The 14,729-nt window shown below is 25.6% G+C and carries 9 protein-coding genes; 7 read left to right on the forward strand and 2 right to left on the reverse strand.

The genetic code is table 4. The features are described from left to right. Window positions 1-11 precede the first annotated feature (11 nt). Entirely contained in the window at window positions 12-398 is a 387-nt protein-coding gene (locus EXC53_RS02705) for an MAG1140 family protein (RefSeq protein WP_119572068.1), read from the reverse strand. Continuing rightward, window positions 392-2,416 (reverse strand): Mbov_0121 family peptidase domain-containing ABC transporter, encoded by a 2,025-nt coding sequence (locus EXC53_RS02710; RefSeq protein WP_119572069.1) that lies wholly within the window; start codon window positions 2,414-2,416, stop codon window positions 392-394. The genes EXC53_RS02705 and EXC53_RS02710 overlap by 7 nt, the downstream gene beginning before the upstream one ends. 111 nt (window positions 2,417-2,527) lie before the next feature. On the opposite strand from EXC53_RS02710, the gene EXC53_RS02715 reads away from it, so the two are divergent. The 7 genes from EXC53_RS02715 (at window position 2,528) to EXC53_RS02745 (ending at window position 14,726) form a co-directional block, all read left to right on the forward strand. Next, window positions 2,528-2,965 (forward strand): RpiB/LacA/LacB family sugar-phosphate isomerase, encoded by a 438-nt coding sequence (locus tag EXC53_RS02715; RefSeq protein ID WP_119572070.1) that lies wholly within the window; start codon window positions 2,528-2,530, stop codon window positions 2,963-2,965. Window positions 2,966-3,244: 279 nt separating this feature from the next. Beyond that, complete coding sequence (locus EXC53_RS02720) at window positions 3,245-4,552, forward strand: phospholipase D-like domain-containing protein (RefSeq protein ID WP_165261016.1); 1,308 nt, start codon at window positions 3,245-3,247, stop codon at window positions 4,550-4,552. 114 nt (window positions 4,553-4,666) lie between these two features. Further along, entirely contained in the window at window positions 4,667-9,184 is a 4,518-nt protein-coding gene (locus EXC53_RS02725; RefSeq protein WP_119572072.1) for a hypothetical protein, read from the forward strand. A 123-nt stretch (window positions 9,185-9,307) separates the two neighbouring features. Next, a complete protein-coding gene (locus EXC53_RS02730) occupies window positions 9,308-10,567 on the forward strand; it encodes a DDE-type integrase/transposase/recombinase (RefSeq protein WP_129724584.1) in 1,260 nt (419 codons plus the stop codon). 237 nt (window positions 10,568-10,804) lie between these two features. Then, a complete protein-coding gene (locus EXC53_RS02735) occupies window positions 10,805-11,824 on the forward strand; it encodes a glycosyltransferase (RefSeq protein WP_119572222.1) in 1,020 nt (339 codons plus the stop codon). Between the two features lie 2 nt (window positions 11,825-11,826). Further along, on the forward strand, window positions 11,827-12,519 hold the full coding sequence (locus tag EXC53_RS02740; RefSeq protein ID WP_119572221.1) for an RDD family protein: 693 nt from the start codon (window positions 11,827-11,829) through the stop codon (window positions 12,517-12,519). 11 nt (window positions 12,520-12,530) lie between these two features. Continuing rightward, window positions 12,531-14,726 carry an ATP-dependent helicase gene (locus EXC53_RS02745; protein WP_119572223.1) on the forward strand — a complete coding sequence of 732 codons (2,196 nt, stop codon included), beginning with the start codon at window positions 12,531-12,533 and terminating at the stop codon, window positions 14,724-14,726. The last annotated feature ends 3 nt before the right edge of the window (window positions 14,727-14,729 follow it).

Below are 14,729 nucleotides of genomic sequence, written 5' to 3' on the forward strand. Positions count from 1 at the left end.
AATTATTAATGCTAGTTATTAAAAGTTAAAAGTAGTTTTATAAAATTTACTTGATCTAGTTTAACAAAAATAGTTAAGTTGTAAAGATTTTTCTGACTCATTATTTCAAGCAATTGATTATTTTCGATTTTAATTCTTTCATTAGCTATTTCTTGAATCTTGATAAAACTTGTGTAAAAGTGATTATTATATTGAAAATGAATGTCATATTTTGTTTTTTGAAGATCGATTAATTCAATATTTCTAAGTCATAATTCATCATCTTCTCTAAAAATTAACGCTTGTGAAAATTTATTAAATTTAAAATTTAAGCAACAAAAAAGAAAAATACCAAAAGCAAGAAAAAGAATTAATAAGAGTAAAAATTCTAAATAACCTAATTGATTCTTCTTTAACATAGCTTAATTTCCTCTGAATTTTCAAAAAGAAAGCGGTTGTGATGTGAAATTTCAAGAACTATTTTCTTATCCAATTCTTGCTTTAAAAGTTCAAAAAGCTTAACTAGAATTTTGGGAGATAGATTTTCAAATGCCTCATCTAAAATTATTAAGTCATATTCGATGGCGAATAACTTTACCAATTTCACAAATTGTTGTTGCCCTATTGATAAATTATTTAATTTCATTTCTAAATTTGTTCCAATTTTCATTTCTTTGAAAAGTTCTATCAAATTTGTTTTTGTTAAGAAATCTCAAACTTCTTGATTTGAACAATTGAAATTTAAAAATTCTTTAATTGTTAAATCTAAATCTAAAAAATTCGAATCAACTAAATAAACTTTTTCCTTGTATGAATTATTTTCAAATAGATTAATTAACTTCTCATTTATTAAAATTTCACCATTTAAATAAGGTAAATTTCCACTTAAAATTTTAGCAAGGGTACTTTTACCCGAACCATTTGGAGATTTTAAAAAGTGTTTAGAAGTTAAAATACATTTATCGATTTTTAAAACAATTTTATTAGTAAATGGATACTGATATTCAAAAGTATTGATTTCAATTGCTCGAATTTTTAAAACTTGATTTTGGCCAGATATATTTTTGTACTTTTCTCAATTAAAAATTTTCAATATTTCTAAATCTTTATTTCTTTGAAAGAACAATTTAGCTAACGGAAAATAAGATTTAATTGGTCTTGTTAAAAGATTTGCGGCAGTCATTAAAAAAAGAAGCTCAATTAAACTCATTTGATTATTTCAAATTAAAAAACTTCCAACAATCACGACAAAAAATGGAGTAAAAATTTCAATAAGTTGATTAATAACTTCTAAATTAATTACTTGATTTTGGAATTTTTGTGTTTTTTCATTAAATTGATTTTGGATTAAATTGAAATCTTGATAAATTTTTCTTTTTAACAACAAATCACAATTGCCTTTTAAACTTACAAAATAATTATTAATTGTTTTATCAATTTGATAACTATCTTTTAATAAATTTTGATATTTATACCGATAAAGATTATGTGATAAAAATGAAGTTATTAATCCAGAAAAAGCATAAAAAGAAATTATGAAAAGGAGAAATAAATTAATTTTATGTAATGCTAAAAAAGCAAGAACTAATGAAAAACATGAACTTATTACATTTGGCCAAAATGACAAATATAAGCTACTTAAATTGTAAAGCGAATTTAACCTATTTCTTAATTCTACTAAGCTAAATTTTGCAATTAAATTAAAGTTATTTGTACTCAAATTATCAATAAATCTTGTTAAATAAAATTTGTTAATTGCAAGAAGTTGAAAATTTAAATATTTGCTTGAAAATAATTTGAATAAAAAAGTAATAAGAAGCAAAATGCAAAACAGAACAAACAAAATAATTATTTGATTTTGTAAATAAAAAGGAATTATTTTTGACAAAACATATTTATTTAAAAATGGCAAGCTAAAAATTAAAACAGATTCAATAATATTTTGAAAAAGCAGAACAAAATGTGGGGTTTTAAATTCAAATTGAGTTAAAGAAATAAGATTCTCATTTGAAGGATTATTGTTTTTGGATGATCTAGATTTTTTAAAATTAACAACTATATTTAAGAATATTTTTTCAAAATCTTCAAACTGAATTTTTAGCTTACCTTGTTCAGGATCATAATAATAAATTTTGTTTTTATGGATTTTATAAACTAAAACAAGATGCGAAAGATCATTATTTTTGACAACGCAAGCTAATGGTAATTCTGTTTGTTCAATTTGTATAAAATCCTGAAATTCACAATTAAATAATTCAAGATCATATCCGAAGTCTGAAATTAAATTTTGAAGCGTTTCAAAACTAATTCCATTTGATTGATAAAAAGCCGACATTTTTAGATCTTGAATAGAAACTTTTTGATTTTCTACAAAATTTAAAAACTCCCCAAAAACATAAAGACTACAATCTCTTGAATCGTATTGAATTTTACTCATAACAATTAATAAATATTTTTTTCTAGCAAAACGAACGAAAAATAAACAAAATTTTATTTTTAAAAGTTTTATAATTATTTAACTAGATTGTTATTTGAAGGAGAAAATAATATGAAAAAAGTTATTGCACTTGCTAGCGATCACGCTGGATTTAAACTTAAAGAAGAACTTCGTGATTATGTTCGTTCACTTGGTTATGATACAGTAGATTTAGGACCTGATACAGACGCTAAATCAGTAAGTTACGCAGAAAAAGGAAAAGAATTAGCAAATTATATCGATTCAAGAAAACCAGATTTTGGAATTGGTGTTTGCGGAACAGGTCTTGGAATTTCTTATGCTTTAAATCGTCACAAAGGGATTCGTGCAGCCAGAGTTGTTTCTGTTGAAGATGCACACCTAGCAAAACAACATAATAATGCAAATGTTCTTGTTTTTGGTGGAAGACAAGTGTCTTTCGAACAAGCTAAAGCTATGGTTGATGAATATATTAAAACCGAATATGAAGGTGGAAGACACCAAGCAAGAATCGATGAATTAGATGAATAATTAAAAAAGTTATCCTCTTTAAAAAGAAAGGATAACTTTTTTGTTTGTTGATAAATTTAGAATAAAATTTATATGATGAAAAAAATTAATATTAATTTGAAGAAATTGTTTATTTTCAATGTTCAACTAATTATTTTTATTGGAATAATCACTAGCTTTACGATGCTCATTATTCGTGTTAATATTCTTTTTAACTGGTTCTTTTTAGCTTTTTTATATTTTATTAACTTATTATTTACAATAGTTATTTATCACCAAAAACGACAAACTAACGCTAAAATGAGTTGAATTTATTTAATTTTGATTTTTCCTGTAATTGGACATGCGATTTTCCTAACTTTTGGGTTAATGTTCATTAACAAGTATGAAGTTAAACTTTTAAATTCCAAATTTTATAAAATTGAGAACCATTTAGAAGTTTGCAATTGTCAAACACCCGAAAATTCACCGATAGGTAAACTTAGCAAAATTAGTAAATTAAAGATCCTAAAATCCAATATTGATTTTTATGAAGAAGGATATCGTTTTTATCAAAATTTATTAAATGAAATTGAAAAAGCACAAAAAAGTATTTTTATTGTTTCTTATATTATTAAGAAAAGCGAAATTTCTAACGAATTTATTTCAATTTTAAAACGCAAAATTGATCAAGGTGTGGAAATAAAGTGATTAGTTGATGATTTTGGTGCAATGTTTTCACAAAAAAAAGAACTTAAAAAACTTGCTAAATTGGGTGCAAAAGTTAAGTTTATCGGAAAAATTTATTATCCTTTTATTAATGCTGCTAGTTTTAGTCGTAATCACCAAAAATTTATTATCATTGACTCTCAATATGTTTTTTCTGGTGGAAATAACATTTCCGATGAATACGCTTCATTAAGTGTTAAGTATGGTCATTGAATTGATTTAAATTATAAAATTACTGGTCCATATGTTAATGCGTACAACTTACATTTTATTCAATTTTGAGATATTATTGCTCGTGAAAAACTTGAAGTGAATAAATATTTGATTGATCCTAAAATTTATCATGGTCAAAGTTTTAGAAATGATACTCTTTTGGTTTCTGATTCACCATCGCTTAACCACTCAGAAGCTGAATATTATTGATTACAAATGTTTGGTGATGCTAAAGAATCAATCATTATTTCAACCCCCTATTTTTCATTAACCAATTCGCTTGAAAAACAAATGATTTTAGCATTAAAGCGTGGGGTCAAAATTATAATCTATATTCCAGGACTTCCGGATAAAAAGTTAGTTTATCAAGTAACTTTATCACAATTAGCGACCTTGATTGATCATGGTTTAGAAGTAAGAGTATTTAAGGATCATTTTCTTCATTCAAAAATTGGTTTAATTGACCATCAAATCGCTTGAGTTGGAACAAATAACCTTGATAGTCGCAGTATGTTTAGTCAATATGAAACTATGGATGTTTTTTACGGAAACGACGTAAATAAAGTCGCAAAAATCTTCGAAAACTATGATAAGTATTGTCAAATAATTAAAAATTCTCATGAATTAAAAGAAAACAAAACTTTAATTACCGAATTTTTAGCAAACTGAACAAAACCATTAATTTAAAAATATGAAAATCTGAAATCATAGAAACTTTTCTATGATTTTTGTTTTCTCATTTTCCATTTGCATAGCTAAAAAATAAAAATTGTTAAAATTTATTATGTTTAGGAGAACAATATGAATAAGATTAAAACTAATTTAAAACTAAAAATTCAGAAGGGAATGTTAGCTACTTCAGCTGCATTATTGCCAATTGCGGTAATTTCTGCTAGCGAAACATCTTCGACAGTTAAAGATGAAATTAATGCTTACATTACTTCGCAAACACATCTTAGTGAAGAAAATAAAACTTTTTGAAAAAATTACATAGAAGAACTTAATACAAATAATACTTGAAGTGAATCATTCAAAGAGTTTTTACATTCTAAAATAGATGTAGCTGATTTTATCGCAAGCTTAAGCTTAGATAATCCAGTTGTAACAGGAAAAGAGTACACTAAGGGATTATTTAATAAAATCAAAACTATTTCAAATATTGCTAATAATGATGCATCATTTAGTCAAGCAATTCAAAAATTAAATTTATTCAAAGAAATTGCAAGTAAAATTTCTGAAATTAAAAAATTAAATAATTTTAGTAGCAGACAACAACTTAAAGATTTAAATGATAAATTATTAGCTTTAAATCCATTTGATAATAATGAAACCCAAGAATCAATTGAACATAAAATTTATATGTACATTGAAAAAGCAAAAGCAATTAACACTATTGCAAATAATAAATATGTAATTGATGGTGTAGAACACGAAGGATACATTAACGAAAGAAACAATTCAGCTCAAAGATCAACAATAATTAAATTTATCATGAATATCCCTGATAATTATGAGCAATTTGATAGAAGATTAAAAACTGAGTATCTTAGAGCACAAACAGTTACATTAGCAAACTCTTCATGACCTAATAGACCTGGTGAGGTTGGTAAATTCCCGAACTATTCACAATACGGAACACAATTTTATTTAACAGAAATTTTAAGAAGAATAGTAACAGGAAATGAAAGTCAACTTTTCCCTGCACCAAATTCAACAGTTACTGGTGAAGAATTTGAAAAACAAGAAACAAAATTAGAAAATTACTTGACAGATCTTCAAGCTTACATTAATACATTAATTAAAATTTTTGAAATTAAATCTCAAAGTATTTCAAACGCAGAAGCAACTAAATATTGAGATACAGATCCGCAAGGAAGAAATGACTATGTTAGAGGTTCTTCGCTTTTTGACTGAATCTTTTTAGCAAGTCACGACATGGATACACCTCATTATGATAAAAAAGATAACTCAGAATTTAAGCAAAGAATGGAAGCTTATTTAGTTAAAGTTCAAGCTGCTGCTAAGATTTTAAATAACATTCAAGGTCCAGTTGTAAGAGATGGTCAAGATTTTAAAACAAAATTATTAACTCGTGTAACATGAATAGATAATAAACCTCTTAATGGAACAACTTTTGATCAAAAAATAAGTGTATTTAATAATGTTTATGACAAAATAGTAGAAATTCAAAATAATAAGAACTTGCCAGAGAATGTTAAAAAAGCATTAATGACCCAAGTTTCTGATTTATATACAGATAACTCTAACTATACAAATGCCGAAAACTTATTAGTAAATGTTAATAAAAGAGTTGAAGAAATCATGGAAACTGTCACAAAATTAGATACATTATTTGATCAAAATACTAGCGATGATTCAAGTAAGTATGCTAATGCAAGAAATCTTTCATACATTAAGGAAGATTTAAACAAAATGAAAGAGCTTGATCCACAAAATGCGGATTACATCAAGAAAACTTTAACTTTAAACAAGAAAATTGATACATTAGTTAAATTGGACGAATCAGGTCTTGCGGTTGAAAGTTTAAACAAATTATCAGAAATCGTTAATAACGATTCACTATTTTCATTTGATGATGATAAGAAAAAAAGCGATGGAACAGTTGCACCCGAAGATGAAGCTTTAAGTGAAACTTTATTAGAAATTAAGTTAGCTAATTTAACTTCACAAGCACAATTGATGAAAAAATTTGATGATCTTGATTCAAATTCACTTTCACCAGAGCAAAAAAATAAAATTTTAGAAGCTTTTATAACTGATACTAAAAAGACATACGAAAACCAAAATGTTAATAAAGAAGCAATTGAAAATAATTTAAAGAAATATCAAAATCTTTATGATCAATTATCTAAATTAGATTCATTAAGTAATTTAGAAGATGATAAAAAAACTGCTATTAAAAATCAAACTTTAGAGCTTATTAACAATATTAATGAGCCAGATTTTGTAACCAAATTAGATCATGAAATTGTAAGAGTTGATTTTATTAAAGAAATTCAAGAAAATCAAGATCTAGTAGCTCCAATTCAAAATGATTTAGTCCAAAACATTTTGATTGATCAATTAGTCGCTTTAGATAACAACAAACTTGTTAAAGATTCGATTTCAAATGAAGTTAAAAACTTAGAAAACAAAATGGCCGCAATTGCTCTTGTGAAAAATTCAAATGGTATTACTGATGAAGATAAACAAGAGTTAATGCGTCAAATCGCAAGTTTACCACTTAATTTAGATCCGACTGAAAATGATAAAGCGATCCAAAGAATCATTCAGGAAAACTCAACAGATCAAAATATTATTAATAAATATAATTTAATTAGCACAATTAGAAGCAATCAAAATCTATCACACGATCAACAAGATAAATTAGCAAAAGAATTACTTAAAATTCCTGCTTATTCTGAAAATAAAGATCCATTAGCTCAAATTGATGCTCATCTTGCAAATGCTAATAAAAAATTAGATGAAATTGCAAAAATTAACTCAAATGATAATCTTTCAGTCCAAGAGAAAAAAGACTTAATTGACGCTCTTGTGAATATTGATATTTTTAATGAACCTGATGATGCCTTCAAAAATCAAGCAAATCAACTTGCAAAATTAGAAGATGTAAATACATTGCTTGATAAAAAATCTCAAAAAGAAGCATTAAGAGGTCAAATCGCTAAGATTAACAACTTAAATGATCCTAATGCATTTGGCAATTTAAATAGTGTAATTGAATTAATTAATCAAATCAAAAACAATTCTAATCTAAATGATAAGGATAAAGAATTTTTATTAGATCGCTTAACTCAAATTGATATTAACGATCCAAATTATGAGACAAATTTAAACAAATTTAAAAATGTTCTTAGCAAAGTTGAAAACGCTGGAAATGATATTGCTGAATTACAAGATTTAATTGAAAAAGTCATTTTAAGAGATCAAAATCTTAACCCAGAATTGCAATTTGACTACATGGATTCAGATCGTGAGCGTCAAAACAACTTCAATCTTGCTCTTGAAGCAGGTCAAAAACTTTTAAATCTTGAAAGTTTAAGTGACTACACAAGTGAATACATTAGTAGTGTTTTAAATAATTTAAAAGATGCTTATAACAGACTTAAAGATAAAACTCTCAAAAATGAATTATTTGATAAGTTAAATAATTTAGTTAACCAAGAAGATTCTTATAAGCAAAGTGCTGGCTTCCAAAATGGTGAACAAATAGATAAATTAGCTTATACAGACGCAATCGAGCAAGCTAAAGAAGTTTTAGCTAAAGGTAAATTTGCTTTACTTAGTGAAATTCAAGATCGAATTGAAGCAATCGAGCAAGCTCAACACTTCTTAGATTTAACAGCAGAGCAAGTTTTAACCCAGTTAAATAATTTAGCAAACTTAAATAATGAAGAAAAACAAAGCTATCAAAACTTAATGAATCAAGCTACAACTTCACGCCAAAGAGCTTTATTATTACAAAAAGCAAAACAAGATAATACAGAAAAACAAGAGGCAATCGATAAGGTTAATGCACTTGGAGAGCTTAGTGCTAAACAAAAAGAATACTTTAATAATTTGATTAAAAATCAAAACGCAAGTAATAAGGATGAAATTAATAAATTAGTAAGTGATGCTGCAAAAACAAATCAAATTTTTGTAAAACTTCATGAAAATGCTCATGAACTTAAATTAAATAAGTATCAATTTGATAATCTTAAAAAAGAACTACAAGATCTTGCTAATTTCCCACTTGATGACAAAGAATCTTTACTTTTAAATTTAGAAAACTTAATTTTATTTAAAAGTCAATTACAACCATTTCTTAATAGTGATGCTCAAAAGCCATATTTTGAAAAATTAGCAGATCAATTAAAAGCAATTGTATTTAATGTTGATCAAAACCAAGAATATGCACGTGCTTTTGAAAAACAAATTCAAAACGAACAACAAATCTTTGAATTTAGCTATGAATTAGCAAATATTATTCGTGAAAATAATTTAAAAGAATATCAAGAATTTCTCAAAAAAGATTTTTCAAATCTTCCAAGTTGATTTGAAGAAGTGAAGCACAAATTACAAGCAACTAATTATTTTGAATTAATGCATAAAAATGGTCTTAACTTAACTAAAGATCAAAAACAACAAATTTTAAAATTACACTTTAATTTAGCTCCTGAAGTAATTAATAGTGCTTTAAACAATTATCCAGAAGATAAATTACCAAAAAGTAATTTATGAAAATGAATGCTTGGATTCTTCTTGATCTTAATAGTTCCTTTTGCAATTTTTGCATTTTGAAATACAAGAAAATAAAATTATTTAATATTTTATTTGTAAATATTCGAAATTTAAAAACAGTATAGTTTGATTTTAAAACTATTAAATCAGGATAAAAAAATTAGACACATTCCAAAAAGAAAGGAGTGCGTCTTTTTTATGCGTTTAAAACAATTTACAAAAGAACAAAAATTAAAATATATCCACATTTACCAAAAAGAAGGTTTTGAAATAGCGATTATAACTTTTGTTGAAGATTTTTGAGAAAGATATCAAATCATAAAACAAAGAAAAGAGGGTAAGCATGAGAATCCTTATAGAAGAGCGAAAGCTTTATTAAAGAGTTGGATAAAAATATATAATTTCAACATGAATAATTTAGAAAGTAAATCAGGTAAAAGTAAAAAACCTAACTCAGGAAGAAGAAAAAGAGTTAGCATCAATGAATTGTGTGAGGAAGATAGAGATCTTTATCAGGATATTATGGAAGAAATTTTGGAAGAAAGAGGAGTAAAGCAACAAGAAATTTTTGAAAAAATTAGAAAAAGAAAAGAAGAAAAAAGTAAACAATTTAGAAATATTTCAAAAATTTCATTAGTTTTGAAATTAAATCGAACTTCTTTTTATTACTCTTGTTCTAAGAAAGAAAAAATTGACAAAAAGAAATATATTGATCATGAATTAATTAATTGAATTAATTTAGAAGCTAAAAATTCTAATTTTGTTATAGGAAGAGATAAACTTTATCAAAAATACTTATTAACGCACCAAAAAAGAATTTCTTCATATTTATTTAGACTAAATTATGAATTTAATCAATATAAATCAAGAGCATATCAAAAGAAAAAATCAAAGAAAAACAAAGAGGTAAAATTCTCTAGAATCTGAGCATCAGATTTAGTTCAAGGAAATTTTAAATCAAATTATTTTGGTGAAAAATTACATGCAGATATTAAATTTATTAAAACAAAAGAAGGAATGAGATTTCTTCATGTTATCACCGAAACTTTTAGTAACACTGTTTTAAATTGAACTTTATCGGATATAAGAGATTCTGCATCTACTATAAAGCTTGTTCAAGATACTCTTGATAAACATCAAATCAAACCTACTATTTTTCATTCAGATCACGGAATTGAATATGCAAATTTTGCCTTTTCTAAATTTTTAAAAAATGTAAATACTAAACAATCAATGTCTCCAAAAGGTAATTCATTAGCAAATAGACCTTCCGAATTTATTTTTGCATTAATTCAAAGAGAATTATTAGATTTTTATGAAACTGATAAAATGTTAGATAGCGAAGTGAATTCAATCATATCTAAATATTTTTCTTGATATAACTTCGAAAGACCTCAATCAAATTTAAATTGAAAAACGCCGCATGGTTTTTTAACACATGCGACGTTAAGTGTCTAATTTATTTATCCTAATATATGATTTTAAAACTATACTGTTTTTTATTTAATGAAAAAGATACAAAAATTATTTATAGATAAATTAATTATAAAATCATTCTTTTTTACTTTGCTGATTAAAAATAGCTAAGGAAGAAAGCGATATAATAACCCCATTTATGATAAAATTAGTATGAATAAACTATAAGTTGTTTTTCTAATAATTTTATAGTTTTTTTATTATAAAAGAGGTAAAAAAATGAAATTATCAGTTATTTCACTAATCGGTGATTCTGCTAAGGATATTGATTGATTTTTAAAAGATTTAAAGGATCAAACAAATCAAGATTTTCAAGTGATTTTGTCAATTAGCAAAAACACTGAGGCTAAGAAAATTTTTGAAGTAATCAAAAATCATTCACTCTTCTTTAAAAATCGTTTAAATGTAATTTACAATAGCAAATTAAAATCATATGAGCAAAACTTAATTAATGCCTTTAAATTAGTTAAAGGCAAATATGTTGCTGTTTTAAATTCTGATAACAATTTAAAAAACGATTATATAGCTAAAATGATTAAGAATGCAGAAGAAGCTAATGTTGATATTTTAGAATTTAAGCCAAGGATTTTAGGGACAACAAAATTTAAACCCAAAGCAAGAATTGAACCAAATCAAATTTTTAATTTAGTCGATAATCAAGAAGCAATCGCATATTCTTTCCCATTTATTTTTAACAAAATTTTCAAAAAAGAATTAGTTCAAAAAGTAGTTCAAATGAAAAATGTTCCAACTAACGATTCTAAAATTTGTTTATTAGTTAATTATTTACTTTTACTTGAAGCTAAAGATTATAAATATCTTGATTTTAGAATCTACCGTGAATATTTTGGTTCTGACCTTTGATTAAATACCAAGAATTTTATTGCTACTTTTGATATTCTAAACAACTTTTTAATAACTCAAAAACGAGAAGTGAAAGAAGAAATTAATTATGCTAAATATTACTTTTTGAAATTAATTTTAACAGGACTTTTAAGCGAAACAACTTACTTTTATAGCACACTTAAATATTTTAAAAATTCAGAAATCAATATTACACGTAGTCAAAAGTTGATTGATAAACATCTTAGTTTTATTCAAAAACTTGAAGATTCTAACGATTTTCAAAATTTTAAAGACCAAAATATTTATATGCTCAAACATTCAGCTGAAGCTTCAATGCTTAGCACACCTATTAAAAAACTAATTAAAAATAAAATTTTAAATGGTTTGGAGTAATTTTGCTTTATCAAAATGCAAAACCTTGAAAAAGGTTTGGTTCAAATTTCATTGATTTATTATTGTCAATAGGTGGTGCATTAGTTCTTTTTCTTGTTTTTAAACGTGAAAAAATGCTTAAAAATGAATGATTATTTTTATTACCTTTTTTACTCACCTTAATTTGAATAAATTTTTACTCACTTGCTGTTCCATCAATTACAAACGGACAAACAATTGGTAATTGAATTTTTAAAATTAAAATGATTAATCAAACAACTAAAAAATTTAGTTTTAAAGGATTGTTACTTCGAAATATTTTTATGAGCTTAGCACTTTCGGCTATTATCATTATTTTCATAAGTGGAATTTGATATAACGATTTTGAAAATTCGCAATTTCAATTAATTACTAAAACTACCGATTCTAAAATAAGTTCTACTTTAAAATTTAAATACAACATAATTAATCCATTAGTAAAAAATTTAACAATTGCACTTATTAATCTTTGACTTTTAACTAATTCACTTGGATTTTTATTTATTATCGTGAATGTTAAAAGACTAAGCCTCATTGACCTTATTTCAGGAACTCGGATTGTTGAAAAAAAACCAATTGAAGTTGAGCTTCCAAACCTTCCCAAACTTTTACCTTATTATAGACCATATCGTCCTTTCTTCGTTGAATTAGAAATTGAAGCAGAAGAATTAACTTAGGAGAAATCATGATGTTAAAGAAAATAAATTTACTTGCAGATTTAAATGATAAACAAAAAGAAGCAGTTGAATATTTTGCATCACCACTTCGGATTATCGCAGGAGCAGGAAGTGGTAAAACAAAAGTCTTAACTCGTAAAGTTGCATATTTGATTAATGACTTAGGAATTTCTCCAAGTCAAATTTTAGGTGTAACTTTCACAAATAAAGCATCTAACGAAATGGTTGAAAGAATTTCTCAGTATGTGCAACCTGATATCAAAATTAATGTCTATACTTTTCACTCATTTTGTGCTAAGGTACTTCGTAAACATATTAATGCATTAGGTTTTCGTCAAAATTTCTTAATTATTGATGAAGTTGATCAAAGACAAATTTTAAGTGAAATTTATCAAAATTTAGAAATTTCTGTCCATGAAATTAGTTACAAGAATATGATTCAATACATTTCGTGAGCAAAAAGTTTTGATTTAACCCAAGAAGAAGTTGCAACAAAATTAAAAGATGAAGCTTCTGAATTAATTGCGAAAATTTATCAAGAATATTTAAATCAATTAGCAGCTAAAGGTTCAATTGATTTTGATGACTTAATTATCTATACTCATTTACTATTCAAACAACGCCCTGATATTGCGGATGAATATCGAAATCAATTTTCATACATTTTAATTGATGAGTTTCAAGATACATCAGTTAAACAATATGAAATTATAAAAGCTCTTGTTAAGGAGGATACTCATCTTACTATTGTTGGTGATCCAGATCAAACAATTTACAACTGAAGAGGAGCTGATGTTAATTTAATCTTGAATTTTGACAAAGATTTTCCAAACACAAAAACAATTGTTTTAGACACAAATTATCGTTCAACTCAAAATATTCTTCATGCAGCTAACTTACTAATTAAACATAATCAAAATCGTTTTCACAAAGATTTAATAACAAACAATGAACCAGGAGAACAAATTGAATTTTATCATGGTTTTAATGTTGAAGCTGAAGCTCGCTGAGTTGTTCAAAAAATTAATGAACTTAAAAAACAAAAAAATCAATTAAAAAATATTGCTATCTTATATCGTTCTAATTACTACTCACGTCCTTTTGAAGAAGCTTTAATCAATGAGGGAATTAACCACAAAATTTTCAATGGTACCAAATTCTTCCAAAGAACTGAAATTAAGGATGCAATCGCCTTTTTAAGGGTCTTAGAAAATGGTCAAACAGTTGCTCTTGAAAGAATTATTAACATTCCAACTCGTGGAATCGGAACTGCAACTTTACAAAAATTAACAAATTATGCAAAATCAAAACAAAAAACTTTATTTAACTGTTTAAAGGAAAATTTAAAAACCTTACCTATTTCTCCTAAATTAATCAAAGAAAGTATTTATCCGTTTATTAAAACAATTATTCAATATCGTGCCTTACTCAAACAAAGAAGACAAAAAATTAGCGTTGTTTTAGATAATTTCTTACAAGAAATTGGATACTATCAACACATTGAAGGAAACAAAAATCTTCGTGGTAGTGCAGTTGATAATGTAAAGGAATTAATTAATTCAATTACAACATGAGAAGCTAAAAATCCAACAAAAAGTGTTGAAGATTATTTAAATATGGTTTCACTAATGAGTGTATCAGATGAATACGATAATATCCCTAATTATGTTTCTCTTATGACAATTCACTCTGCTAAAGGTCTTGAATATGATAATATCTTTTTAGTTGGTTTAAGCGAAGGTGTCTTTCCAAGTGCACGAGCACTAAATCAAAAAGATTTAATTAAAAACGACGAAATTAATCCTGAAGAAGTTGCTAACAACCTCGAAGAAGAACGTCGTCTTGCTTATGTTGCTGTTACTCGTGCTCGAAAAAAACTCTTTATTTCTGACGCAAGAGGAACAATCATCGGAACAGATATTTCAAAGAAACCATCTCGTTTTATTGATGAAATGGGAATTGAAAAAGAAAAAGTTATTCTTCTTGAATCACACGATGAAACTCCATTTAATGTTGATGGTAATGAAGAAGATATTAAAACAATTAATAAAAACATTATTGTTGGAGATATTATTAGTCACGTAGTTTTTGGTGAAGGTGAAGTAATTGATGTTAATACTAATGAAATTTCTGTTGAATTTGTTAAAGATAAAAAAGTTAAAACACTCAATAAATATCACCCTTCAATTAAGGTAATTTCTAAATAAAAT

The organism is Mycoplasmopsis gallopavonis (genome assembly GCF_900660635.1).
GTDB lineage: Bacteria > Bacillota_I > Bacilli_A > Mycoplasmatales > Metamycoplasmataceae > Mycoplasmopsis > Mycoplasmopsis gallopavonis.